Origin of the sequence: Chitinophaga sancti (assembly GCF_034087045.1) — a bacterium.
Taxonomy (GTDB): domain Bacteria; phylum Bacteroidota; class Bacteroidia; order Chitinophagales; family Chitinophagaceae; genus Chitinophaga; species Chitinophaga sancti_B.
The window spans coordinates 6,832,840-6,857,358 of the sequence record NZ_CP139247.1; the positions used below are offsets into that span (position 1 = coordinate 6,832,840).

Here is a 24,519-nt window from a genome sequence, read left to right on the forward strand (position 1 = left end):
TGGCTTGTTCAATAATAATATAATTACGCCTGGTGTTCTTTTGCAGATAAATATCTTTCAGCATCCAGGGCGGCCATACAACCACTACCTGCAGCTGTTACTGCCTGGCGGTAAATTTTATCCTGAACGTCTCCGCAGGCGAATACACCTTCCAGGTTAGTTCTGGAAGATCCTGGGATCGTTTTAATATAACCTTGTTCATCCAGCTCCAGGTAATCCTTGAAGATGTCGGAGTTTGGCTGGTGACCGATAGCTACGAAGAAAGCGCTGACAGGGATCGTCTGCTCTTCGTTCTTCGCGGTATTCAGTAGTTTTACAGCTTCTACCTTGTTATCGCCCAGTACTTCCTGGGTTTCTGAATTCCAGTATACCATGATATTGGAAGTCTTGAGTACGCGGTCCTGCATCACTTTGGATGCCCTCATTTCATGACGGCGAACGATCATGTGTACATTAGAGCACATTTTGGACAGGTACAACGCTTCTTCAGCGGCGGTATCACCGGCACCAACGATCGCTACTTCTTTTCCACGGAAGAAGAATCCATCACATACGGCACAGGCAGAAACACCACTACCGTTCAGGCGTTGTTCGGAAGGGAGGCCCAGCCATTTTGCAGAAGCACCGGTCGCGATGATCACCGCATCGGCAGTAATCACTTTAGATTCGTCGATGGTAATTTTATACGGCTGACTGCTGAAATCTACGGAAGTGGCGAGGCCATAACGGATATCAGCCCCCATACGGGTCGCTTGCTTTTCAAAGTCCACCATCATCTCAGGACCCTGAATACCTTCAGGATAACCCGGATAGTTTTCTACTTCTGTTGTAATTGTCAATTGACCACCAGGTTGAATACCCTGGTAAAGCACTGGCTTCAGGTTTGCGCGGGCCGCATAAATGGCAGCGGTGTAACCTGCCGGGCCAGAACCTATGATCAATAAATGCACATGCTCTTGCTGTTGATTAGTTTCCATACTTGCTATATAAATTAATAAAGTGTGGCTCGAAATTCATTTGACTTGCAAAGGTACACTTACTTATATAATAAAAAACACCGGCTATAAAGATTACAGCCGGTGCAGTTATAGACATAATAGATTTATAATATTGACGACAGAGGTCCTCTGTGCACACTTTACTATTATCCCAGATAAGATTTGAGCGCTCCGCTGTAGCGGGCCTTTTGCAGCCTCTTGATGGCGCGTTCTTTAATTTGACGAATCCTTTCTTTTGTAAGGTCGTACTTCTGACCGATTTGCTCGATCGTTGCTCCATTTTCCCCATCCAGACCAAAATACGCATTCACAATCTCTGCTTCGCGTGGGCTGAGTGATTTCAGAACACGACGAATCTCTTCACGAAGTGAATCTCGCATTACGTCATCATCAGTAATATCTCCACCTTCCAGCAGGTCACCCATTGCTACGTCCTCTGCCTCGTGTACTGGTGCATCGAGTGACATGTGACGGGTATTGCTTTGGAAGATATTGTTAATTTCTGATTCAGACATTTCCAGGATCTCTGCTAACTCCTCTGTTGATGGCTCTCTCTCGTTCTCCTGCTCAAATGCCATGTAGGCTTTGTTCGCTTTATTGTAAGTGCCGATCTTATTTTGCGGCAGACGCACAAGACGTCCTTGTTCTGCTAAAGCTTGCAGGATGGATTGACGAATCCACCACACAGCATAGGAGATGAATTTAAACCCTTTCGTTTCATCGAACCTTTGCGCAGCTTTGATCAACCCTAAATTGCCCTCATTAATGAGGTCGCTCAGGCTTAAGCCCTGGTGCTGATATTGCTTTGCAACTGATACAACGAAACGCAGGTTTCCTGTAGTTAAACGTTCAAGAGCCTTTTGGTCGCCCATTTTGATACGTTGCGCCAATACAGTCTCTTCCTCAGGTGTTAACAAAGGGATCTTTGAAATTTCCTGCAGGTATTTTTCTACCGCCTGCGAATCACGGTTCGTGATCTGGGTGGCAATTTTAAGTTGCCTCATATTGAAAGTGTATTAGTTTATAAAATAGATAACACGAGAAGATTTATTTTGTTGAAATTAGTAAAATATATATCTTACAATCTATTCCACCTCTCTCTACTCTCGTTATAACAAATTAGCCTGCAAAGATCGTGCTAATACCCCACACTGCCAAATTCTTCTTTTACCTCACCATTCGTATAACAAAGTACTTTATATAAACGAAAGTTTATAGCCCTTTAGTAGGTATTTTTAATGGTTTATATAAATTTTAACGTTTGAAAAAGAATCTCATTCAAATTAATAACTTCACTAATTTATTCTTCAATAGATTGCAAATTCTTCAATAATGATAATTGACTTCAGGAGCGACACTTTTACCCGCCCAACGCCCGCCATGCTTGATGCCATGTACACTGCAGCCACCGGAGATGATGTATACGGAGAAGACCCTTCAGTGAATAAATTAGAAGCCATGATGGCTGCCTATTTTGGAAAAGAAGCCGCCCTGTTCTGCCCTACCGGCACCATGAGTAACCAGATCGCGATCAAGGTACATACCCAACCAGGTGATGAGGTGATTCACAGCAACTTAGCGCACATCTATATCTACGAAGGCGGCGGTATCGCTGCCACTTCCGGCGCCCAGAGCCGCCCTTTGGAAGGTGACAGAGGCATGATCACTGCCTCCGACGTATTGGCAGCCATCAACCCTGACGATGTGCACAAAGCCGCTACCAGCCTCGTTTGCCTCGAAAATACCATGAACCGTGGCGGCGGATGCTGTTATGACATGGAAGAAATTGTCAGGATCAAAGAAGTCTGCCTTCAAAATAACCTCAAACTCCACCTGGACGGTGCCCGGCTCTTCAATGCACTCGTTGCAACCGGGGAAAACCCTGCCACCTATGGGGAAATATTTGACAGTCTGTCAGTATGCCTGAATAAAGGAATGGGTTGCCCAATTGGTTCCGTTTTAATAGGTAGCACCGATTTTATCCGCAAAGCCCGCCGGGTTCGCAAAAGGATCGGTGGCGGTATGCGCCAGGCAGGCTTTATGGCAGCTACAGGTATTTATGCCATGGAACACCATATTGAAAGGTTAGCACAAGATCACCTGCATGCAAAAGACATCGCCGGGGAACTACTCAAAAAATCCTTCGTAGGCCATATGCTGCCAGTGGAAACTAACATTATCAGCTTTGACCTGATAGGCCACGACTGGACTCCCCGTCTTTTTTGCGATTACCTGAAAAAAGAAGAAATTCTGCTCAACCCTGTATCTGATACCGCGGTCCGGATGGTCACTCACCTTGACATTTCACCTGTTATGGTAGCAAAAACCTGCGCTGTAATAGCCGAAATGGAATAATCTCTTATTTTTGCACACTCTTATATAATCAGATATATCGTTAGCATGGAACTTTCTAAAAATTATACACCTGCTTCAGTTGAAGGCAAGTGGTACCAACACTGGATGGACAAAGGGTATTTCCGTAGTAAACCGGACAACCGCCCTCCTTTTACCGTTGTAATACCTCCGCCAAACGTCACCGGCGTCCTGCATATGGGACATACCCTGAACGAAACTGTACAGGATATTCTGGTACGCCGTGCCCGCATGAGTGGCTTTAATGCCTGCTGGGTGCCCGGTTCCGACCATGCTTCCATTGCCACAGAAGCCAAAGTGGTAAACATGCTCAAAACTGAAAAGGGCATCGAAAAATCACAACTCACCCGCGAGGAATTCCTGAAACACGCTTTCGAGTGGAAGGAAAAATATGGCGGTATCATTTACAGCCAGATCAAAAAACTCGGCTGCTCCTGCGACTGGGATCGTGTCACCTTCACCATGGATGACCACTACTATGAAGCAGTGATCAAAGTATTCGTAGACCTCTATAATAAAGGTAAAATATACAGGGGTGCCCGTATGATCAACTGGGACCCTAAAGCTAAAACCGCACTCAGTGACGAAGAAGTACTGTACAAAGACCTGCAGGGTAAACTGTACCATGTACAATATGCATTGGAAGATGGCGATGGTAACCTCACCGGCGAATCTATCACCATCGCAACCCAACGTCCTGAAACCATCATGGGCGATACCGCTATCTGCGTAAACCCTGACGATGAACGCTACAAACACCTGATCGGCCACTTCGCTGTTGTTCCGCTGATCAACCGTCGTGTACCCATCATCTTCGATACTTACGTTGACAAGGAATTTGGTACCGGTGCACTGAAGGTTACACCCGCACACGATATCAATGACTATAACCTGGGCCTGAAACACAACCTCGAAGTTGTTGATACCCTCAATGACGACGGTACCCTCAGCGTCGCTGCCGGCGTATTCATCGGCGAAGACCGCTTCAAAGCACGTAAACTGGTGGTGGCTGCCCTCGCTGATCAGGGCCTGCTGGTAAAAGAACAGGAATATACTACCCGCCTCGGTTACAGCGAACGTAACCCGGACACTGTAGTTGAACCCCGTATCAGTACCCAATGGTTCGTGAAGATGGCAGAACTGTCAAAACCTGCCCTCGATGCAGTTGTAAACGGTGATGTTAAGATCCACCCCGGCGATCGCTTCATGGCGACCTACAAATATTGGATGGAAAATGTAAAGGACTGGTGTATCTCCCGTCAACTCTGGTGGGGACAGCGCATTCCTTCTTACTATGCACCGGATGGTACTTTTGAAGTGGCTACCAGCCTTGACAACGCTGTCGCACAGTTCAAAGCAAAAGGTGTGGAAGTGAAAGCGGAAGACCTCCGCCAGGATGAAGACTGCCTGGATACCTGGTTCTCCAGCTGGCTCTGGCCCATGGAAGTGTTCAACGGCGTTTCCAACCCTAACAACGAAGAGATCAACTACTACTACCCTACTAACGTACTGGTAACTGGTCAGGATATCATCTTCTTCTGGGTGGCACGTATGATCATGGCAGGTCTGGAATATAAAAATGAAAAGCCATTCGGTGATGTATACTTCACCGGTATGGTGCGTGATAAACTTGGGCGTAAGATGAGTAAGCAACTGGGTAACTCCCCGGACCTGCTGGAACTGATCGACCGCTTTGGTGCCGATGCCGTTCGTTTCGGTATCATGATCGCCTCCCCTGCCGGTAATGACCTGCTGTTTGACGATTCAAGCTGTGAACAGGGACGTAACTTCAATAACAAGATCTGGAATGCCCTGAGACTGGTGAAAATGTGGGAAGGTCGTGTGGCTGAAGGCGCCAGCTACAGCGAAGAAGCTCACTTTGCAGTCAACTGGTTTGAAAACAGACTGAATGAAGTAAAAGCACAGGTAATCGATCTGTTCAAGGATTTCAAACTGAGCGAAGCCCTGAACCTGATCTGTAACCACCTGATCAGGAACGACTTCTGTAACTGGTACCTGGAATGGGTGAAACCTGGTTTTGAACAGCCAATCGATGCTGCTATCTATAAAAAGACGGTTTACTTCTTCGAAGAACTGATGCAGTTAGCACATCCGTTCCTGCCATTTGTAACGGAAGAGATCTACCAGCTCCTCGCTACCCGCGAAGCCGGAGACGACCTGACTATAAAACAATATGCAACACCTGCCACCGTTGATGCCAACATCCTGGCACAGGGCGAGCTGGCCAAAGAAGTGATCACCAGCATCCGCGATGCTCGTGCCAAGAACCAGATCAAGCCTAAAGATCCGATTGCATTGCACATCGATACTGCACAACAGAAAGCCTTCAAACAAATTGAAGACATGCTGATCAAGCAGGTAAATGCAAAAGCGATCAGTTATGTGAATGCACCAGTAAGTGGCTGTATTGCCTTGGTAATACAAAAGGATAAGTTCTACCTGGAAACAGAAACTGCACTCGATCCTGCTGCACAAAAAGAAGCGTTGCTGAAAGACCTTGCCTACAACGAGGGCTTCCTTGCCTCTGTAGACAAGAAGCTAAGCAATGAAAAATTTGTACAGAATGCCAAGCCGGAAGCTGTTGAGCTGGAACGCAGAAAGAAAGCTGATGCCGAAGCAAAGATTGCCGCTATTACGGAAAGTTTAAAATCCTTATAATTTTAGACATCGCCCGGACGTTAATTCTCCGGGCGATTTTTTTATACCCTTCAGTACTATGCACAAACACCTTATACTATCAGGTATCCTCGTTGTCATGTCTGCTTTCTCACTGTATGCACAGTCAGGAAAACCAAAGGCTACGCCAGCCAAAAAACCGGCGGCAACTCAAGCAACTACTACCCATACTAAATTACGTTTCAGAAGTACCTGGGGCATTTTTCTGAGTGATAGCATTCCCCGTCCGGAGATCGTGAAATTACTGGATTCTGCACTTGTAGTGAGAGACGAGAAGAATGTGAAATATCCAGTGGTATCGTTTGATTTTACTTATGAGAATAAGGAATATTACCTGAATGATTCTACAGGTAAACCAGGTATCTATACGGAGTATGTAGGTGATAGTTTTAAAGGAGATAAACTGCCTGCGCTGTGGGTCACAAGGATTAAGGAGATGCTGGATAAAGGAGAAGTATTTTACTTTGATAATATTATAGTGAATTATACAGGCGATAAATTGTACAGAGTACCGAAATTGCAATTTATTGTAAGATAAAAAGGGGATGTATCATAAGTTGCCGGAAGGCTCTGAGAATTGCAAGTACGAAAATTCTCTCCATCAGGTACCCGAATAAAAAGGGGCTGTCTCGAAGTTGGACAGCCCCTTTTTATTAATAGTTAAATAACTGTTGTAGCGGAATAATAAACGTAAACCTATCCTTCGCATTATCTGCCGGATCCTTATCAAACAACCTGCTATACCTAAACCCGAAAGAGAAAGGCAACACATTCCCAATCTTCGTATCAAAGAACACCTCCGTACCCGCTGATGTAAATTGGCTATGAGAATTATTGAGGTAGTTATAAGACTTACTATAATCATAAAATAAGTTCGCCCTCACCCGCATCAGGTAAAGCATCTGCCCAAAGCCCCAGTCAGGATAGGCAATCGGGAAATGATAGTTCACGCCCAATTTATACACCCATTTATAATACGGCGTATTATACCCTCTTGCATAAGCGAAATTGTCAGAAAATGAATAATTCCTCATGGTATCCCGCTGTTGGAACGCTGCCTGCAAAATCAGGTTATGGTTCTGACTCAAACCTGGTAAGTAGAGGTCAAATTTTCCATAGAACTGCTCTGCGAAAAGATCGTCCAGTGAATGATTGTAAGAGAGTACTAAATACTGACCAAAATGGGTGAACAGGTTCTGTGTCGCTTTGATCCTTGCATTGTAGAATACAAATGAATTACCAATGTACTGCAATGAAGGATGCAGGAATTTGAAATTCCCCTGTGGATATCTTTCCAGATAATGGTACGTGGAAGCAAAGGAAATGCTACGGCTATACATCCCCTCAGACAGATTCAATGGTATTGTAATCCCGCCATGTACATCCATTTCATTCCAATACAATCTTCCTCTGTTAGCATACAGGTCCGAGCGGTTAAAAGTATACGTAGCACCTGCCTGCAGATATGGGAACAGCGCACCATAAATGAAGTTGCCTGTAATAGCAGAACTACCTTCATTCCTGTTGTAAGTATATCCTAAAGAAGTAGACGCTGTATTCAGGATATTATCCCCATAAATCGTCAGACTATAATCAGGATCATCGAAGGTAGGTAACCAGCTATGCAGGTTGATCAGCTTCGTACTCTTCCTGTATTTTGTAATAGTGTAATCCTTGTCAGGCACAGTGGAGAGGATATTACCGCCTTCCTGGAAATCAGGTCTGAGCCAGCTACTGTGATAGTTTACACTGGCATCGACTGGTTTCCAGCTAATGCTATCAGTATATAACTGATAACCTCTGGATGTAAACCCACTAAATACAACACCCCTGTCTTCTATAGTAGCATGCAGTACACCGTTGTCATGATTGGTGACCTGGTGTATCTGTTTGTCAGCAAGGGTGAGGGCATATATATTATCTACGTCTTTATAGCTGGCCGTGTAGTAGATGGTATCATGCTGTACATTCGGAATGCTGAGCATGTTAAAGCTGAAAGGCGTGAGCAATTCTGCTTCACCACTGCTGAGTGATTGTTTGATCATAGCCATCTCCCCATTTGAATTGCGAACCGCACTGATCACACTTTGTTCATCCGCAGAGAATTTGGGATAGGTGTAATACCAGTTTTGTGGATTGGGTAAAGTAGCAATGACTTTGCCATCGTTTGCATCCAGCAATTGTAAACCGAATGCCTGCGAAGACAAAGTGTAAGCCGCAATGATCTTTTTACCATCTGCACTGATATCAGGAGAGAAATAACGGGTGCCGCGGGTCAGTGTTTTTTTCTTCCCGGTTTCCCGGTCATATAGTTTGATGACAGAATAATCTTTCCATCCCCAACGAGGGTCGTAGCGGGCTTCTGTCCAAACCAGGCGACCATTTTTATATCCGAAATAATCGTCAAACTGAATACCCGGTCTTGTCAGCAAAGCCTGACCGCCCGTGCTGTCGATCAGGTAAAAACCAGGTACTTTTTTGTAAGAAGATTTGTAAACGATCCACTGACCGGGTCTTACGGTATAAATGTATTTATAGTCAGTCACAGTGCGCGGTGCGCTCATCAAAGGGGCGCCGGGAACAGCGGAGTCCTTTGCATAAGTATTCCATTGTGACGCGTATTCATTCAGCATATTGTGATAGAACCCTACCACGTTTTTGCCTGTATGTTTTTTCAGACTACGGCTCATGGGATAAAACAGACCTCTGTACCGAACGGCATCGGTGGTAATGTCTTTCCAGAACATACGACCATAATGTTCGCGGCCGTACATACTCATGAGGTAACCCAGCGGGTAATGATTCGGTGTATAGTCTACATAAGAACCATTCCGCACCTTCATAAAAGAGTAGTTTCTCTTTTCTAAAGACAAAGCGCGGAAGCCATCAAAGAAAGAAGGTAGTCTGCCTCTCCCCTGATTGCTGAGTGCTGTTTCCATTGTGACGGCATCCCCTTCCCAGAACCAGTTGGGTACTGCGATGCTGGTAGCTGCTGCCAGTCCCATTTGTCCGAATACATAGGAAACAACTTTACTCGCTCCCTGATCAAAGTTGCTGTTCTGTAATACGTGCCGGTATTCATGAATGGACAATTGCTCTTCCCATTTCAGGGAACCGAGATCAGGATTGGGCGGAGGTGTCAGGTAAAACTCTGAGCGGAAAGGCCCCAGTGCCACATAACCATTAGATTCCAGGGTTTGGTTCTGGAGAACGATGTTCACTTTCATCCTTCTGGTACCAATCGAACCACGGGTATTGGCATCCAGGTAATTGACAATGTTGGCTACCCGGCGGCCTTCTTTTTCAAGACCTGCGGGGAAGATCACACGAACAGTGTCCGTATTGATCTGGTGCCATTTCAACGAAGGCGGGTTTCCGCCAAATACCTGGGCAAACAGGCTGACAGGAAAAAGTAACAGGAAGAGATACGCGAATAATCTCATAACATTTGTAGGTATAGCCTGACAATATACATAATTATTGCGTTACGCCATGCGACCTTTCGCCAGGATAGAGTCTGCCGCAGGCAAATTAAACAATCCATAAAAAAAGGGATTGGTTGTACCTGCTGGCAAAACCAATCCCTATATTAAAAATTAAAAGATCTTTTTCTTACCTCTGCAGGCCAATTTCTTACGCTATCAACACTCTGGTAAACTAATTGGAATATTCACCGCCAGGCCACCATCAGAGGTCTCCTTATATTTACTGTTCATATCCAGTGCTGTCTCCCACATGGTCTTCACCACCGCATCCAGCGATACCTTAGCCAGTTCAGGATTACTCTGTAAAGCTAACTGCGAAGCCGTAATAGCCTTAATCGCCCCCATGGTATTCCGCTCAATACAAGGTATCTGCACCAACCCCCCAATCGGATCACAGGTAAGACCCAGATGGTGTTCCATAGCTATTTCAGCAGCCATCAATACCTGCCGCTGAGAGCCACCAAGACACTCTGTCAGCGCTGCTGCTGCCATAGCAGAAGAGACGCCGATTTCTGCCTGACAACCACCCATGGCCGCAGAGATAGTAGAACGTTTTTTGAAAATGCTACCTATTTCGGAAGCAGTAAGTATAAACTGAAGGATTTTGTCTTCATAATAGCCATCACAAAAAATAATGAAGTATTGCAACACAGCAGGAATTACCCCTGCTGCACCATTCGTAGGTGCTGTCACCACACGGCCAAAGGATGCATTTTCTTCATTCACTGCCAGCGCAAAACAGCTCACCCAGTCAAGCGTATAAGCAAAATGGTTACCCCCCTGGCGGATGGCCATTATCCAACTATCGTAATCAGTATAGGTATTACCTTTTAGTAATTTCTTATTCAGCGCAGCAGCTCTGCGGGCTACCCGCAATCCTCCGGGAAGTTCGCCGGCGGTATGAATGCCGCGGTACGTGCATTCCTTCATAACCCGCCATATATTCAGCACACCTTCCCGGGTAGCTGCTTCCGATCTCCAGGCGAGTTCATTTTCCATGACCAGTTCAGATATAGAATACCCCGTCTTGATACAAAACTGCAACAACTGGCGGGCGGTATCGATAGGGAAAGGCAGATCCACCTGCGAAGCGGCGCCTGCCACCTCTCCTTCTTTCACAACAAAGCCACCACCTATAGAATAATAAGTAGCAGCTTGCTGACCGCCATCTTCAAAAGTAACTAAGAAAGTAAGTGCGTTGGGATGAAAAGGAAGCGATTCTTCGTAGAGAAAACTTATGTCTTCCAATGGGTCGAATGCGACTAATTTTTCACCGCCCAGCAGCATGGTTTTGCTGCGGCGGATGTCGTCCGTTTTCTCATTGATCTTATTGACATCGAAGGTCACGGGATCATCGCCACAAAGTCCCAGCTGTACGGCAATATCAGTACCATGCCCATGACCGGTTTTAGCCAGGGAACCATACAATAAAACGCTTACATGCTGTACTTCGGAAAGTGTCCGGCCTGCTTTTTTCAGTTCGGCCAGGAATTGTAATGCAGCCCGCCAGGGGCCTAAAGTGTGAGAGCTGGAAGGACCGACGCCTATTTTGAAAATATCAAAAACGGATATGCATTCGTGTGCCACTAGTAGTAATTTCACCAAAATTAATGCATTCCTGCAATCATTTAAAATCTACTAGTGCTATGGTGCACACCAGTACGGTATTAGTGCGAAATATTAGGGGGAATAAACTGCCTACGGCTACATCGCCAGATCCAGGAATGCTTACTTCAATCATTTAAAATCTACTAGCTGTACGGTGCACACCAGTACGGTATTAGCGGGAATAATGCTGCCTACGGCTACGTCGCCAAATCCAAGGCGGCTGGGTATGATCATGAAGATAGTGCCACCTTTGCCTATTTTGCGAAGACCGATCTGCCAACCGGCAATGTGATCTTTGAGCTGACGGCCGTCGAAATCGGTAGAACCGAAACTGGCATCCAGCAGCGTGTCTTGCAGGTTGCTACGGGTATAAATGAGGGTAGGTATATTAAAGAGGTTCATCATTTGAGTAGAGTCACCCATGTCCATGATTTTGTAGTACAATCCATTGGAGTCTCTTTTCATGGTCAGGCCATGATCGGAAATATAAGATTGTATAGCATATTCCTGTGATCCAATACTGGATGGATCATTGGAATACAAATCATCGTCTGCCGACGCTGAACAGGCAGATAGGCACAGTAAGAAAAGGATAGATTGTAAAAATATCTTCATGCTTATATAACGGCATATGCTTATGCAAAGTTACAAAGCCTGTCGGTAAAAGATGAGCCGGTGTCGACGAAAAATACTCACCGGAAGGTGAAAATATGAAGTAAGGGTATAAATATCCGGCAAATGTCTAAAGAGTATAAAACAACTTTTCTATGATTTATTTTAAGCCTGACACAAATCAATTGCAAGCTATTGCAAAGCTAAACCGTGAAAAGTATACTACTGCAGCACCATTTCCTCACATTTATCTTGATAATGTATTTCCGGATCTGGCATTAGAAACTATTCTGGAAGAGTTTCCCACCACCAAACAGGCCCACTGGCAGCAGTTTAATAATAATAAAGAAGTAAAACTCGCAGCTAAAAATGAACAGGATTTCGGGGATTTTACCCGGCATTTTATTCATATGCTCAATTCAAGATCTTTTATTGATTTTTTAGAGACCCTCACAGGCATCCCCGGATTATTGCCCGATCCATACCTGGAAGGAGGTGGCCTCCATATGATTAAACGTGGTGGTATGTTGAAAGTGCATGCAGACTTTAACAAGCATCCTAACACCGGACTTGACAGAAGATTGAATGTGCTTATTTATTTAAATAAGGAATGGGAAGAATCTTATGGAGGACATTTGGAGTTGTGGGACAAGAATATGGAAAAGTCCATGGTAAAGATCCTGCCTATATATAACAGGATGGCTATCTTTTCAACGACTTCGCATTCCTACCATGGACATCCTGATCCATTAATGTGTCCTGAAAATCGTACCCGAAAATCAATAGCATTATATTATTATACCAATGGCAGGCCATTAGAAGAAGCCACTGCGAGCCATAACACCATATTTAAATTGAGGAAAGAAGATGCTAAAAGTACTTTGAAGCAAACATTAAGAGATTGGATTCCGCCGGTTTTATTAAGAACTTTTACCAAATAAAAAGATATACTGTAGCACTGCTGTTGCCTGCAACCAAAGCAGTGCTACCTCTTATTCCTGTTTAACAATATGACCTTCTATGCTCGTATTAAAAAAATAAAAACCAACCATTTATCTAAACAGTAGGACCTTCTATGCTCGTATTAAAAAGTAAAACCAACCATTTATCTAAACAATACGACCTTCTATGCTCGTATTAAAAAGTACGCCCATTTATCCCCTCCTTAACTATACTACAATCTATTTCCTTCTTAAATTATAGAACAAGGATACCCGAACGCCTATCCAGGTATTTAATTCATAATAATTCCCATTCCCGCCAATCTTCGCATTATAGACAGGGGTGCCATATCCATAATAATGTGTTTCCATATTCAACTTATTCACTGTTGAATCATTCGACTTTTTCAATGTTGAATAATTCACTTCCACCTGCAGGTTCAACCGAGGGCGGATCGTCTTCGACCACGACACACCGTAAGAATTCATCCGCTCGCGCAACAGTCCTCCCTGCGGAACTGTATCTATAGATTTCCTTGATAGGGCACCGGTGGTAAACTCTGCATGCAATGCTGTATATTCATCCAGCGGGAAACGTATACCAGCTCCATATCTGAACCGCATACCTCTGGATGCAACGCCCAATGTTGCGATACCATAAAAATACTGTATCCCCGCCTTCACACTGGCACTGCCATATACAATGTCATTTGCTGTAAATCCTGCTTCAGCCAGTAGGGGCGCCCACAAATGTGGTAGCACAATATGCCGTTTTTCCTTTTTCCGGGAAGCTTCTTTTGTGTCACTCACTTTCCGGTCATTGATTATCATATGTCGTGGCTTCACATTTGGTGCAACCGGTGATGGGGTGATGTTGTAATCAGCATGAACCGGGCTTAAAACATACGCCGGATAAGCAGGCACCATCGAACTTTCAGCAGGTATCAATACACTTTTAGTAGCTATCGACTCCTCCTTCGTAACTACCGTCTCCTTTTTCGAAGCTCCCGATTCATTTTTCGCAACTATCGTCCCCTTTTTCACAGCTCCCAATTCACTTTGCGTAGCTACTGCTCCCCTTTTCACAGCTCCCGATTCATTTTTCCCAGCCACCGTCCCTTTTTTCACTGCTCCCAATTCACTTTTCGCAACTACCACTCCCCTTTTCGCAGCTCCCGATTTATTTTTCCCAGCCACCGTCCTTTTTTTCACTGCTCCCAATTCATTTTTCGCAACTACCACTCCCCTTTTCACAGCTCCCGACTCACTTTGCTTACCTCCTGCCTCCCTTTTCACAGCCACTGACAATACTTCCCGGGACGTCCCTTTAGCTGTATACTTCCCACCTTGCCCTCCATCCACCTTCTTCCCAGGCTTATAATCTGTAAATAAAATATGATCCCCCAATATCCTATACTCCAACCCCACCTGCTGCTGCACCTCCCTCATCACATCCTCCAGCTTCCATTTTCCGGCTTTCAGATGTACACTCTTCTTCAACGAAGTATTCTGCATATTCAATGAATACTCCACCCCCGTCTGAGCAGCTATCGCCTTTGCCAGCTCGGGTATATCCATCGAGGGTTGGGTAATAGTAATAACACGTTGAGTTAACTGGGCATACAACGGCAGATTGGACAGGATCATTACAATACAGTATAGCAGGAAGTTACTCTTCTGCTTCAATAGATATTTCATCAGAATTCAGATAAGTATATTTTAAATTAAGTGTAGAAGTAATAACATCCAGCACATACTCTAAACGTTTATTGTCAAACACACTGGAAATCCGGAGCCGTGCAAGGGCGGTATCTTTGATACTGATCTTTTTCTGGTATGCGATCGACAACCTTGTGATGATATCCACTAACTGCTCGTCATCGAACACAAAGTGATACGTTTCCAGAAATAATGTACCCCATTGCTTGTAGTAATATCCCATTTGGTTAGCCCCGATCACAATATTCTTCCCTCCTTCCTCCATATTCACTTTACCTGAAGTCACCTGCACCATAATAAGACTATCATTTTCAGATACATGGAAACTTGTACCCAATACAGTGATGGTAACAGGCCCTGTTTCTACAACAAACGGTTTATCCGGATCGAAGGTTACATCAAAAGCACCGTTTCCTTTCAATATAATAGTACGTGTATTCCCTTTAAATTTTTCAGCATACCTTATTTCGCTGCCGGGAGCAATCCGGGCAACAGAGCCATCTGGCAGGGATTGTATCGCAGCAGTACCCCTATGATGAACAACTTTTTGTTGAGATAACAACACAATAAACGTTATCAGGGAGGCAGCAGCCAGCCATGGAATATAGCGTACGGGCTGTTTTGATTTACCGGCAATCGCCTTCCATACGACCTCCTTATCAGGTAAAAAATAGGACCGGTGGCTGGTAGCATTCCATGCAACCCAGCTGGCATTGAAGACCCCCTCATTATCTGTATGACTGGACCTCCATCCATCAATGGCCATTGCTTCTTCCGGGAGAGCCTCCCCCGCAAAATATTTTGTTAGCAGATCGTCCGAGATGTTAAAGTTTAATGCTCCCTGTGCCATAATTAATGAAAGAGTTTATGAAATTCGGTCAATAAGTATAGGTACATATAACCAGGCATCTCTCTTTTCCCATAGTTGCATGAAGATCACCTGTACGGCATCTTTTGCTTCGTCGCTGTCTTTCAGAATAGTGTAAGCATATCGGTGTAATATCTCAAAATATTCATTGAGGTAACCTGCTAGTACATCTGTATTGGTAATAATTGCTTTCAATTGCGAAAGTGGATAGTTGTATCTGATAGGTAGACAACTGTGGGGCAGGTATACCCTTATAAAAATAATTATACCCGTGTAAAAGCAAATACACTCAATATTCAAATAACCATACCGACATACTCCCCCATACCCACAAAATGAACAAACCTTCCCATAATTAACCAAACCCTCATCAACCTATACCCCACAAAACAACCCCAACCCTCATAACCCCATAAAAAAAAGAAGCCGCCTCAATTAATGAGACAGCTTCCTTTTTATAATTAATTACCAATATTAGTAATCCATACCCATACCGTGACCACCTGGCATTGCAGGAGCTGCGGATTTAGGCTCTGGCTTATCTGCAATCACACACTCAGTGGTCAGCAGCATACCAGCAATTGAAGCAGCATTTTCCAGTGCGATACGAGTCACCTTAGCAGGGTCGATTACACCAGCAGCCAGCAGGTTTTCGTAAACTTCAGTACGAGCGTTGAAGCCAAAGTCACCTTTACCTTCTTTCACTTTCTGAACTACGATAGAACCTTCGATACCTGCGTTAGCAGTGATCTGACGCAGCGGCTCTTCAATCGCACGTTTAACGATTGCGATACCAGTCTGCTCATCTTCGTTCTCTACTTTCAGGCTTTCCAGAGATTCGATAGCGCGGATGTAAGCAACACCACCACCAGGTACGATACCTTCTTCTACAGCCGCACGGGTAGCGTGCAGTGCATCGTCTACACGGTCTTTCTTCTCTTTCATCTCAACTTCGGTAGCAGCACCTACGTACAGTACAGCAACACCGCCGCTCAGCTTAGCCAGACGTTCCTGCAGTTTTTCACGATCATAGTCAGAAGTTGTTACTTCGATCTGAGCTTTGATCTGATTAATGCGACCCTGGATAGCTTCTTTTTCGCCTCTACCACCTACAACGGTAGTATTGTCTTTATCGATAGTTACGGATTCTGCACGACCGAGGTAGCTCAGGTCAGCATTTTCCAGCTTGTAACCTTGTTCTTCGCTGATTACGATACCACCAGTCAGGGTAGCGATATCCTGCAGCATTTCTTTTCTTCTGTCACCGAAACCAGGAGCTTTTACAGCAGCTACTTTCAGCTGACCACGCAGTTTGTTTACAACCAGGGTAGCCAGTGCTTCACCTTCCAGGTCTTCAGAAATGATCAGCAGTTGCTGGCCGTTCTGAACGATTTTTTCCAGGATATGCAGGATGTCCTTCAGGGTGCTGATCTTTTTGTCGTAGATCAGGATGTAAGGATTCTGCAGCTCAGCGTGCATTTTCTCGCTGTTGGTGATGAAGTATGGAGACAGATAACCACGGTCAAACTGCATACCTTCTACTACTTCTACAGTAGTGTCAGTACCTTTCGCTTCTTCTACAGTGATTACACCATCTTTGGTTACTTTGCTCATTGCTTCAGCGATCAGTTTACCAATGGTAAAGTCGTTGTTTGCAGAGATAGCAGCAACCTGCTCGATTTTCTGAATGTCGTTACCAACTTTTTCAGACTGACCTGCCAGGTTTTCAACGATAGCCTTAACAGCCTTGTCGATACCACGTTTCAGATCCATTGGGTTTGCACCAGCAGCTACGTTCTTCAGACCTTCGCTGATGATTGCCTGAGCCAGAACGGTTGCAGTAGTCGTACCATCACCAGCAATATCTGCGGTTTTGGAAGCCACTTCCTTTACCATCTGGGCACCCATGTTCTCAATTGGGTCTTCCAGTTCAATTTCTTTAGCCACGCTTACACCGTCTTTAGTCAGACCAGGTGCGCCAAATTTCTTCTCAATAACAACGTTACGACCTTTTGGGCCCAGGGTTACTTTAACAGCATCTGCCAGAATATCAACGCCCTTCTTCATTTTGTTACGGGCTTCGATGTTAAAGAATATTTGCTTTGCCATAATAGCTTTGAATTTTTTTAAATTTTACGGATTGTTTTGTGTGTGCGCTAATTGGTTAAACAATTGCTAAAATGTCAGACTCACGCATGATTAAGTAATCGCCACCTTCAATACTGATCTCTGTACCGGAATATTTACCATACAGTACAGTATCACCAACTTTCACAGTTACCGGCTCATCTTTTTTACCGGGACCAGCCGCTACTACAGTACCTCTCTGTGGTTTTTCTTTCGCAGTATCCGGGATGATGATACCACCAGCGGTCTTTTCTTCTGCTGCTGCGGGTTTCACAATCACCCTGTCAGCTAAGGGTTTAATACTTAAATCTTTTGCCATATAATTATACTTTTTAAAAAGATAAGATGATTTTCTGATCCTTGGTCCTCGATAATTGTGCCAAGGCCCCGATCGGGTCATTTTTTCAGGAACCCCTGTTTTTCTTCCTGTAGAGACCTGACAAAAATGCCAATTTTTCAGCAAAACCTGACAAAACATTCTAAAATGTGAGTAACTACCAGATTAAAAGCCTGTTAGCCTGCCTGAAGGTACACCCCTTTTTATTCCCCCCTATCAGACTGTTACGTAAAATGTACCCCCCTCTGTTCGATTACCCCTTTTTTTACATAGCTTTGCGCCCTCATACAGTTCTTGATTATAAGATGATTAGCAGAAGAAATATCCGGGTAAAGGTCATGCAAACCCTTTATGCCCTGGAAACGATGGAGCCAGGTACTATTAAGCCAGGTACGGCTACCAGCTTACTGAACGAGAAGCTGGACCAGACCAGTCAGATCTTTACCTATTTATTATATTGCCTTACTCAGGTAGCGCAATATGCGGAAATAGACGCACAACAACGTGCTTCTAAACATCTTCCCTCAGCCGAAGACCTGACCGTAAACACCAAAATTGCAGGCAACGAGTTCATTTTCCAGATTATTAATGATAAAGGATTCCAGGTAAACCTGGAAACCTGGAAGCTCAAACACATTCCGGAACAGGATATGCTGCGTAAGCTCTATCACATCCTGGTAGCCTCTGAAATCTATCAGACTTATATCCAGGAACCTTCCCGCGATAAAAAGGCTGAAAAAGAAATTATCGAATACATCTATAAGGAAATACTTAGCAAAGAGGAACTCTTCCTTCAGCACATGGAAGATACCTTCCTGCACTGGGGTGACGACGCAGAGATGATGTCCCTGCTCATTGCTAACTACATGCACAAACCTCACCTGTTCAACTTCCTTCAGCTCATCAGCAGAGAAAAACTGGAATACGCCAGGGATCTCCTGCTTACCGTACTGGACAAGAAGGATTACTGCCTTGAACTCATCAAGCCAAAATTACAGAACTGGGATCCTGAGCGTATTGCCGCTGTCGATATGCTGCTGATGGAAATGGGCGTGTGCGAATTCCTCTTCTTCCCAACTATTCCTACCAAGGTAACAATCAACGAATATATAGATCTGGCCAAAGCCTACAGTACGCCACAAAGCGGACAGTTCGTAAACGGCATACTCGACAATATCCTGAAAGACCTGGATGCGGCTCACCAGATAAAGAAAATAGACCGTAACAAAAAATAACTAATTTTGAACCTATGAAGAAGGTATTCTACCTGCTAGCCTGCAGTACCCTCCTCCTGGGAGCCTGCGGCGGCAATAATCAAAGCAGTAAAAAAGGGGCCGGTACACCCGTTACCGAAATTAAAAAGGGTACCCCCACCATCTCTTTCGAAGAAATGGAACATAGCTTCGGTAATGTCGTGGAAGGTGAAAAAGTAGAGTATTCATTCAAATTTACTAACACTGGCGATGCGCCGCTGGTCATTACAGACGCTACCTCCAGCTGTGGCTGCACCATCCCGGATTGGCCAAAAGAACCAATCCAGGCCGGAAAAAGCAGTTACCTGAAAGTAGCATTTAACAGCGCAGGCAAGTCCGGCTTCACTACAAAGCAGATCGTACTCCATGCCAATACCACTCCAGCGCTGGTACAGGGACCAACGATCATTTGTACCGTGGTAAAACAATAATAAACTAACAACAACAAATACAAACATTTACGATGTACACAAACATGCTTAACATTTTACTGATGGGTGCTCCGGGTGGAACCCAGGGAGGTAGCGGTGGTATGGTGCAGCTGCTGTTTTTTGGTGGTATGATCCTGGTGATGTGGTTATTCATGATCCGTCCTCAGACAAAAAAAGCTAAAGCACAGAAAGATTTTATCTCCAACCTGAGAGAAGGTGATAAAATCGTCACCATTGCTGGTATACACGGTAAGATCAATAAATTCAATGATAACAATACCGTTAAGATCGAAGTTAGCGCAGGTACTTACCTGACTATCGAACGTTCTGCAATCTCAATGGAATATACCACTGCTCAGCAGAAAGCTGCTGAACCAGCTGCTAAATAATTCAACATCCGAAAGGATGACAGGTCCCAAATTCCTTTACCGGAGTTTGGGATTTTTTTTGATCTTTGGACATATGTTAAAAATAGGTATTACAGGAGGCATCGGCTCCGGCAAGAGTACTGTATGCAAGATCTTCTCCCTGCTTGGTATCCCCGTATACTATGCGGACGATGCCGCTAAAGAGATCATGCATACTGACACGCTCCTCAAAGCCAGTATCATTCAGCACTTCGGCGAAGACATGTACGACGAAAACGGCCAGCTGCAACGCGCTGCCCTGGGCAAAATTGTCTTTAATGATAAAGACAAACTGGAACTGCTCAATTCCCTCGTACATCCCGCCACCATCCGGCATAGCGAAGAATGGGCCGACAAACAGCAAGCCCCTTATATCATTAAGGAAGCTGCCCTCCTGTTCGAATCCGGTTCCTTCGCCTACCTGGACAGGATCATTGGCGTGACCGCCCCTCAGACCCTGCGCATTCTCAGGGTCATGAAGCGTGACAACGTCTCCCGCGAGGATGTGCTGGCACGTATGTACAAACAAATCGAAGAACCCATCAAAATGAAATTGTGTGACTATGTCATTCACAATGATGAACAACAGATGGTCATACCTCAGGTACTCGCCCTCCATGCTAAATTGCTGGAACTGGCAGGCGCCTAATCAATCACCTTAAAATATCTGCATGGGGAAAACCGTCAATTCATCCAAAGCTACACCCGTTCTGCTGCTGGAACTGCAGAGTAATTACCCGGAACCTATTAAGATCAACGCCGGTTTATTGAAAGAAAATGCCGGTGGCCGTACCTGTCAGCGAATGCCCCTGCATGATAAAAAATCCCTGTCGATATTTAATACCCTGCCCGCCGGCGTTCAACACCTGCTGCAACCATGTACACAGGAAGCCATGCTGTATAAGGAACTGCAACTGAAAGATAAATTCAGAGAGGCCCCCGTGAGAGAACTGACCTTACAGCAGTATGTACAGGAAGGCATGCAGCAATACCTCTACAATACCTTACAGCAACTGCGCCCCCTCACTCCTGTACTACCGTGGTATACCATGATCACAGACGACAGCATGCTGATGAAACATACCCGGCCCGCTACCGTCAATAACTATACACCTTCCCTCTCCTTTGAACTGGTGCAGGTCGATGATGGCGTTATCCGCATGGTGGCATTCGTCAATATCAACAATCAGCCTTTCCCTCTCTCCGGCTTTGAGCACTATGGTTTCTTACTGCGTAGCCGCGGAGAGCTCTTTATATTACCGCCTGCCAGTGCCAATGCCCTGGCAAAATTCTCCGGTGGCTACATCGATGCCATACCCGGCCAGGAAGGCGCTTTCATCCAACAGGTAGTTGAACCCCTCAGCGAATTATTCCCTGTCAATAAAAGTATTCTGCTGGAGAAGGAAGTGATCGATGTCACCCCCTCCTGCAACATATGGCTCAGTGAACTGAATAAATCTTTTCTCGTACTCACGCCGCAATGGCAGTACGGGCAATTCACCATCGACGATTCACCCGACAAAGTCGTACTTCGCACGGAAGGCGATACACAATTCGAGATCAAAAGACACCTGGATGAAGAAAAAGAGATCATTACCTTCATCCGCTCCTTGCATGCCCGCTTTGCACAACAGCGCAACGGTTATTTCTACCTGTCCTTTGCTGATGCAGAAAAAAACCAGTGGTTTGTAAAATGCTATCGTAAACTCACCGACCGGAACATCGGCGTATATGGCATGGATCAACTGCAACATTTCAGGTACAATACCAACGTACCTGTGATGGATATTCACTGGTGCGGCGATGATAAAGATGCCTTTGATCTTGAAATCAAAATCCACTACGGCGATATCCCCGTTGCATTGGTAGACCTGCAGAAAGCTTTGGTGCACAAGCAACCACACCTGTTACTGAAAGATGGTACCATCGGTGTGATCCCCGAAGAATGGCTGCATAAATATGACCTGCTCTGGAAACTGGGACAGGTACAGAAAGATAAGCTGAAACTCTCCCGCCTGCATTTTACTATCGCACAGGAGATGCTGCAAGGCAATCATTCAGAAGATACCCTGCAACGGTTACAACGGCTGCAGGCCCAGCCAGGTACAGATTTTCCTGTACCAACGGCTATTCAGGCACAACTGCGAAATTACCAGCTGGCGGGTTTTCAGTGGATGTGCCTCCTCGATGCCATGCGCTGGGGCGGCTGCCTCGCAGATGATATGGGTTTGGGTAAGACCTTACAGACCATCACTTTTTTACAACACCTCTCTAATAAATACCCCGGTGAAACCCACCTGGTCGTATGCCCCACTTCCCTCATTTATAACTGGGAAAGTGAGCTGAAGAAATTCGCACCTGAATTAAAATACGCCATCTACCATGGCGGAAACCGGCATTACGATCCCGCTGGTTATGATTTAATTATTACCAGCTATGGCACCGTACGTAGTGACCAGAATATCTTTGCCAGTCACGTTTTCGGATATATTGTGCTCGATGAAAGCCAGGTGATCAAAAACCCTGCTTCACAGACCACAAAGGCTCTGCAGGTACTACAATCGCGCAACCGCCTTATCCTGAGCGGTACGCCTATCCAAAACAATACCATGGACCTCTATGCGCAAATGAACTTTGCCAACCCTGGATTGTTGGGCAACCAGGCATTCTTCCGCACTGAATTTGCCATGCCTATTGACAAATATGCAGATGCCGGAAAAGCAGGTCAGTTACGCCGCCTCATCTACCCATTCCTTTTAAGACGTACAAAAGAACAGATAGCCCAGGACCTGCCGGACAAGACTGAGATCATTATGTGGTGTGAAATGGGCGATGAGCAACGACAGGCATACAATCGCATCCGCGATCTGTACAAAGAGAAGGTGTTAAACCGCATTCAGGAACAGGGAATCGCAGCTAGCACGATTTATGTACTGGAAGGTCTGACCCGTCTGCGACAGGTATGTAATGCACCTCAGCTGGTGGAATCTGAATCGCATATCACCCATTCTGTTAAACTGGATGAGCTGATGCGCGAAATCAGTGAAAACACCGGTGCGCACAAGGTACTGGTCTTCTCACAGTTCACCGGCATGCTGCAGCTCATAGCGAAAGCTATGGAGCAGGAAGGGCTGAAATTCCTCTATCTGGATGGCAGCACAAAAGCAGAAAATCGCCAACAACTGGTGAACCAATTCCAGCAGGAAGAGGAAATGCGGGTATTCCTCATCAGCCTCAAAGCAGGTGGTGTAGGTTTGACGCTGACGGCCGCAGACTATGTATACCTGGTAGATCCATGGTGGAACCCGGCCGCTGAGCAACAGGCCATAGACCGTACTCACCGTATCGGGCAGCAGAACAAAGTATTTGCCTACAAGATGATCTGTAAAGACAGCGTGGAAGAAAAGATCCTTGCATTACAGCAACGGAAAAAGATGATTGCAGATGATCTGATCAGTGAAGATACCGGCTTTGTGAAAAAACTGACGGAAGATGATGTGGCATTTTTGTTCAGTTAATAAAATTATTTTCGAAATTTGTGGTATGTTAAATAACTCCAGGTCAATTATCATGCTTATGGTGGCATTCTTTGCCACTTCATTCACGGTTCGTGCCCAGCAAGGGGCGCCTCCGAAATTCCCTGAAGGCTTTAATATTCAGAAAGGGGTAAATATTGGTTACTGGCTATCAGAATCCAACGGCCGTAACGGTACAGCACAGGTTGATTTTTTTGGTGAGCAGGATGTGGTCTTACTCGCACAAAAAGGATTTGATCACCTACGTATACCTATTGATGAAGGTGAACTGTGGAATTATAAGAATGAGAAATATACAGATGCTTTTAAGTATATACATGCTGCCATAGGCTGGTGTAAAGCAAACAAGCTGCGTGTGATTATTGACCTGAATACACTGAAGGGACACCGCTTGTGGAGCAATGATGATGAGCAGGATCGCTTCATTGACATCTGGAAAGAACTGGCGCTGGAGCTGAAAAAATATCCAACAAATCTGGTAGCATATGAGTTACTCAGTAACCCGGCTGCAGATAGTGCTGCAGAATGGAATGACCTGCTGGCAAAAGCTATCAAAGCCATCCGTGAAATTGATCCTAAAAGAGTAATAGTAGTAAGTAGTAACCAGAATGGCAGTTACAGTACGTTTTCACAACTGAAATTACCTGAAGGAGACAATCACATTATCCTCAACTTCCACTATTACGAACCCGTTTACTTTACCCATTACCGTTATAGTGGCAGCAGACAACAGGATTACAGCGGACCGGTTCATTATCCCGGTGCAACGATCACTGCCAAAGAGCTGAACCAGCAACCGGCCACTATCAGGAACCTGCTGGCAGGTAGTACGCAGGATTATAATGAAGATATTATAGCAGATCAGATAGCAATCGTAGCGAGAGTTGCAAAGAAGTTTAAGGTGCCGATTATTTGTGGAGAATGGGGCTGTACAAGTCTTACACCCAGAAAAGACAGAATACGTTGGTACAAGGATATGAAAAAGGCGCTGGATAAAAACACGCTCTCCTGGACGGTGTGGACGTATAAAGGAGATTTTGGGATAATGGCCGATGATGGCAGTGAGGATGATAAACTACTCAAATTACTCACTAAGGAATAAAGAATTTCTAAACGGTTTTGTCTGA

21 protein-coding genes are annotated in these 24,519 nt (G+C 45.0%); 10 read left to right on the forward strand and 11 right to left on the reverse strand.

Annotation, left to right across the window (positions count from 1 at the left end; translation table 11 throughout):
• Positions 1-23 precede the first annotated feature (23 nt).
• Together trxB and SIO70_RS27470 are read right to left on the reverse strand one after the other, a co-directional pair.
• Complete coding sequence (trxB, locus tag SIO70_RS27465; protein ID WP_320576244.1) at positions 24-977, reverse strand: thioredoxin-disulfide reductase; 954 nt, start codon at positions 975-977, stop codon at positions 24-26.
• 167 nt (positions 978-1,144) lie between these two features.
• Positions 1,145-2,002 carry an RNA polymerase sigma factor RpoD/SigA gene (locus SIO70_RS27470; protein WP_012793808.1) on the reverse strand — a complete coding sequence of 286 codons (858 nt, stop codon included), beginning with the start codon at positions 2,000-2,002 and terminating at the stop codon, positions 1,145-1,147.
• Between the two features lie 328 nt (positions 2,003-2,330).
• On the opposite strand from SIO70_RS27470, the gene SIO70_RS27475 reads away from it, so the two are divergent.
• From SIO70_RS27475 to SIO70_RS27485, 3 genes are read left to right on the forward strand one after another with little or no spacing between them, the layout of a single operon-like run.
• Positions 2,331-3,353: a GntG family PLP-dependent aldolase gene (locus SIO70_RS27475; protein WP_320576256.1), complete on the forward strand. Its 1,023-nt coding sequence runs from the start codon at positions 2,331-2,333 to the stop codon at positions 3,351-3,353.
• Positions 3,354-3,398: 45 nt separating this feature from the next.
• On the forward strand, positions 3,399-6,050 hold the full coding sequence (locus SIO70_RS27480) for a valine--tRNA ligase (protein WP_320576258.1): 2,652 nt from the start codon (positions 3,399-3,401) through the stop codon (positions 6,048-6,050).
• 58 nt (positions 6,051-6,108) lie between these two features.
• On the forward strand, positions 6,109-6,606 hold the full coding sequence (locus SIO70_RS27485) for a hypothetical protein (RefSeq protein WP_320576260.1): 498 nt from the start codon (positions 6,109-6,111) through the stop codon (positions 6,604-6,606).
• A gap of 115 nt (positions 6,607-6,721) precedes the next feature.
• Here SIO70_RS27485 and SIO70_RS27490 read toward each other — a convergent pair whose 3' ends face one another.
• The 3 genes from SIO70_RS27490 to SIO70_RS27500 form a co-directional block, all read right to left on the reverse strand.
• Complete coding sequence (locus tag SIO70_RS27490; protein WP_320576261.1) at positions 6,722-9,511, reverse strand: hypothetical protein; 2,790 nt, start codon at positions 9,509-9,511, stop codon at positions 6,722-6,724.
• A gap of 198 nt (positions 9,512-9,709) precedes the next feature.
• Entirely contained in the window at positions 9,710-11,140 is a 1,431-nt protein-coding gene (locus SIO70_RS27495; RefSeq protein WP_320576262.1) for an L-serine ammonia-lyase, read from the reverse strand.
• 150 nt (positions 11,141-11,290) lie between these two features.
• The gene (locus SIO70_RS27500) at positions 11,291-11,776 is read right to left on the reverse strand and encodes an FKBP-type peptidyl-prolyl cis-trans isomerase (protein WP_320576264.1); all 486 of its coding nucleotides are present in this window, start codon (positions 11,774-11,776) and stop codon (positions 11,291-11,293) included.
• Between the two features lie 152 nt (positions 11,777-11,928).
• On the opposite strand from SIO70_RS27500, the gene SIO70_RS27505 reads away from it, so the two are divergent.
• Positions 11,929-12,714: a 2OG-Fe(II) oxygenase gene (locus SIO70_RS27505; RefSeq protein ID WP_320576266.1), complete on the forward strand. Its 786-nt coding sequence runs from the start codon at positions 11,929-11,931 to the stop codon at positions 12,712-12,714.
• A gap of 240 nt (positions 12,715-12,954) precedes the next feature.
• Here the strand turns inward: SIO70_RS27505 and SIO70_RS27510 are convergent, their stop codons facing one another.
• The 5 genes from SIO70_RS27510 to groES all read right to left on the reverse strand — a co-directional run bounded on the left by SIO70_RS27510 (position 12,955) and on the right by groES (position 17,747).
• Complete coding sequence (locus SIO70_RS27510; RefSeq protein ID WP_320576268.1) at positions 12,955-14,412, reverse strand: hypothetical protein; 1,458 nt, start codon at positions 14,410-14,412, stop codon at positions 12,955-12,957.
• Positions 14,384-15,283: a FecR family protein gene (locus tag SIO70_RS27515; RefSeq protein ID WP_320576270.1), complete on the reverse strand. Its 900-nt coding sequence runs from the start codon at positions 15,281-15,283 to the stop codon at positions 14,384-14,386. Before SIO70_RS27515 ends, SIO70_RS27510 begins: the two co-directional genes overlap by 29 nt.
• Before the next feature lie 15 nt (positions 15,284-15,298).
• The gene (locus tag SIO70_RS27520) at positions 15,299-15,496 is read right to left on the reverse strand and encodes an RNA polymerase sigma factor (RefSeq protein WP_320576272.1); all 198 of its coding nucleotides are present in this window, start codon (positions 15,494-15,496) and stop codon (positions 15,299-15,301) included.
• A 279-nt stretch (positions 15,497-15,775) separates the two neighbouring features.
• Positions 15,776-17,410, reverse strand: coding sequence for a chaperonin GroEL (groL, locus tag SIO70_RS27525; RefSeq protein ID WP_320576274.1), 1,635 nt, complete (start codon positions 17,408-17,410; stop codon positions 15,776-15,778).
• 55 nt (positions 17,411-17,465) lie between these two features.
• Complete coding sequence (groES, locus tag SIO70_RS27530) at positions 17,466-17,747, reverse strand: co-chaperone GroES (protein ID WP_072356767.1); 282 nt, start codon at positions 17,745-17,747, stop codon at positions 17,466-17,468.
• 356 nt (positions 17,748-18,103) lie between these two features.
• Here groES and nusB point away from each other — a divergent pair, with 356 nt between their 5' ends.
• The 4 genes from nusB (at position 18,104) to coaE (ending at position 20,505) form a co-directional block, all read left to right on the forward strand.
• Entirely contained in the window at positions 18,104-19,000 is an 897-nt protein-coding gene (gene nusB / locus SIO70_RS27535) for a transcription antitermination factor NusB (RefSeq protein ID WP_320576279.1), read from the forward strand.
• Between the two features lie 14 nt (positions 19,001-19,014).
• Positions 19,015-19,449, forward strand: coding sequence for a DUF1573 domain-containing protein (locus tag SIO70_RS27540; protein WP_320576281.1), 435 nt, complete (start codon positions 19,015-19,017; stop codon positions 19,447-19,449).
• 44 nt (positions 19,450-19,493) lie between these two features.
• Entirely contained in the window at positions 19,494-19,838 is a 345-nt protein-coding gene (yajC, locus tag SIO70_RS27545; protein WP_235643737.1) for a preprotein translocase subunit YajC, read from the forward strand.
• A 73-nt stretch (positions 19,839-19,911) separates the two neighbouring features.
• Positions 19,912-20,505: a dephospho-CoA kinase gene (gene coaE / locus SIO70_RS27550; RefSeq protein ID WP_320576283.1), complete on the forward strand. Its 594-nt coding sequence runs from the start codon at positions 19,912-19,914 to the stop codon at positions 20,503-20,505.
• 1,191 nt (positions 20,506-21,696) lie between these two features.
• Here coaE and SIO70_RS33540 read toward each other — a convergent pair.
• Positions 21,697-21,909: an SWIM zinc finger family protein gene (locus SIO70_RS33540; protein WP_414017941.1), complete on the reverse strand. Its 213-nt coding sequence runs from the start codon at positions 21,907-21,909 to the stop codon at positions 21,697-21,699.
• Positions 21,910-22,048: 139 nt separating this feature from the next.
• On the opposite strand from SIO70_RS33540, the gene SIO70_RS33545 reads away from it, so the two are divergent.
• Together SIO70_RS33545 and SIO70_RS27560 are read left to right on the forward strand one after the other, a co-directional pair.
• Entirely contained in the window at positions 22,049-23,374 is a 1,326-nt protein-coding gene (locus SIO70_RS33545) for a DEAD/DEAH box helicase (RefSeq protein ID WP_414017942.1), read from the forward strand.
• A 58-nt stretch (positions 23,375-23,432) separates the two neighbouring features.
• Positions 23,433-24,494: a glycoside hydrolase family 5 protein gene (locus SIO70_RS27560; protein WP_320576285.1), complete on the forward strand. Its 1,062-nt coding sequence runs from the start codon at positions 23,433-23,435 to the stop codon at positions 24,492-24,494.
• Positions 24,495-24,519: the final 25 nt, after the last annotated feature.

Excerpts from the sequence above, each read along its gene's own strand:
- groES (WP_072356767.1), bottom strand. The coding sequence starts at position 17,747 with ATGGCAAAAGATTTAAGTATTAAACCCTTAGCTGACAGGGTGATTGTG.
- SIO70_RS27470 (WP_012793808.1), bottom strand. The coding sequence starts at position 2,002 with ATGAGGCAACTTAAAATTGCCACCCAGATCACGAACCGTGATTCGCAG.
- SIO70_RS27485 (WP_320576260.1), top strand. The coding sequence starts at position 6,109 with ATGCACAAACACCTTATACTATCAGGTATCCTCGTTGTCATGTCTGCT.
- SIO70_RS33545 (WP_414017942.1), top strand. The coding sequence starts at position 22,049 with ATGCGCTGGGGCGGCTGCCTCGCAGATGATATGGGTTTGGGTAAGACC.
- SIO70_RS27505 (WP_320576266.1), top strand. The coding sequence starts at position 11,929 with ATGATTTATTTTAAGCCTGACACAAATCAATTGCAAGCTATTGCAAAG.
- SIO70_RS27500 (WP_320576264.1), bottom strand. The coding sequence starts at position 11,776 with ATGAAGATATTTTTACAATCTATCCTTTTCTTACTGTGCCTATCTGCC.
- SIO70_RS27475 (WP_320576256.1), top strand. The coding sequence starts at position 2,331 with ATGATAATTGACTTCAGGAGCGACACTTTTACCCGCCCAACGCCCGCC.
- SIO70_RS27560 (WP_320576285.1), top strand. The coding sequence starts at position 23,433 with ATGGTGGCATTCTTTGCCACTTCATTCACGGTTCGTGCCCAGCAAGGG.
- SIO70_RS27510 (WP_320576268.1), bottom strand. The coding sequence starts at position 14,412 with ATGAAATATCTATTGAAGCAGAAGAGTAACTTCCTGCTATACTGTATT.
- nusB (WP_320576279.1), top strand. The coding sequence starts at position 18,104 with ATGCAAACCCTTTATGCCCTGGAAACGATGGAGCCAGGTACTATTAAG.
- SIO70_RS27540 (WP_320576281.1), top strand. The coding sequence starts at position 19,015 with ATGAAGAAGGTATTCTACCTGCTAGCCTGCAGTACCCTCCTCCTGGGA.
- yajC (WP_235643737.1), top strand. The coding sequence starts at position 19,494 with ATGCTTAACATTTTACTGATGGGTGCTCCGGGTGGAACCCAGGGAGGT.
- SIO70_RS27490 (WP_320576261.1), bottom strand. The coding sequence starts at position 9,511 with ATGAGATTATTCGCGTATCTCTTCCTGTTACTTTTTCCTGTCAGCCTG.
- SIO70_RS27515 (WP_320576270.1), bottom strand. The coding sequence starts at position 15,283 with ATGGCACAGGGAGCATTAAACTTTAACATCTCGGACGATCTGCTAACA.
- trxB (WP_320576244.1), bottom strand. The coding sequence starts at position 977 with ATGGAAACTAATCAACAGCAAGAGCATGTGCATTTATTGATCATAGGT.
- groL (WP_320576274.1), bottom strand. The coding sequence starts at position 17,410 with ATGGCAAAGCAAATATTCTTTAACATCGAAGCCCGTAACAAAATGAAG.
- coaE (WP_320576283.1), top strand. The coding sequence starts at position 19,912 with ATGTTAAAAATAGGTATTACAGGAGGCATCGGCTCCGGCAAGAGTACT.
- SIO70_RS27480 (WP_320576258.1), top strand. The coding sequence starts at position 3,399 with ATGGAACTTTCTAAAAATTATACACCTGCTTCAGTTGAAGGCAAGTGG.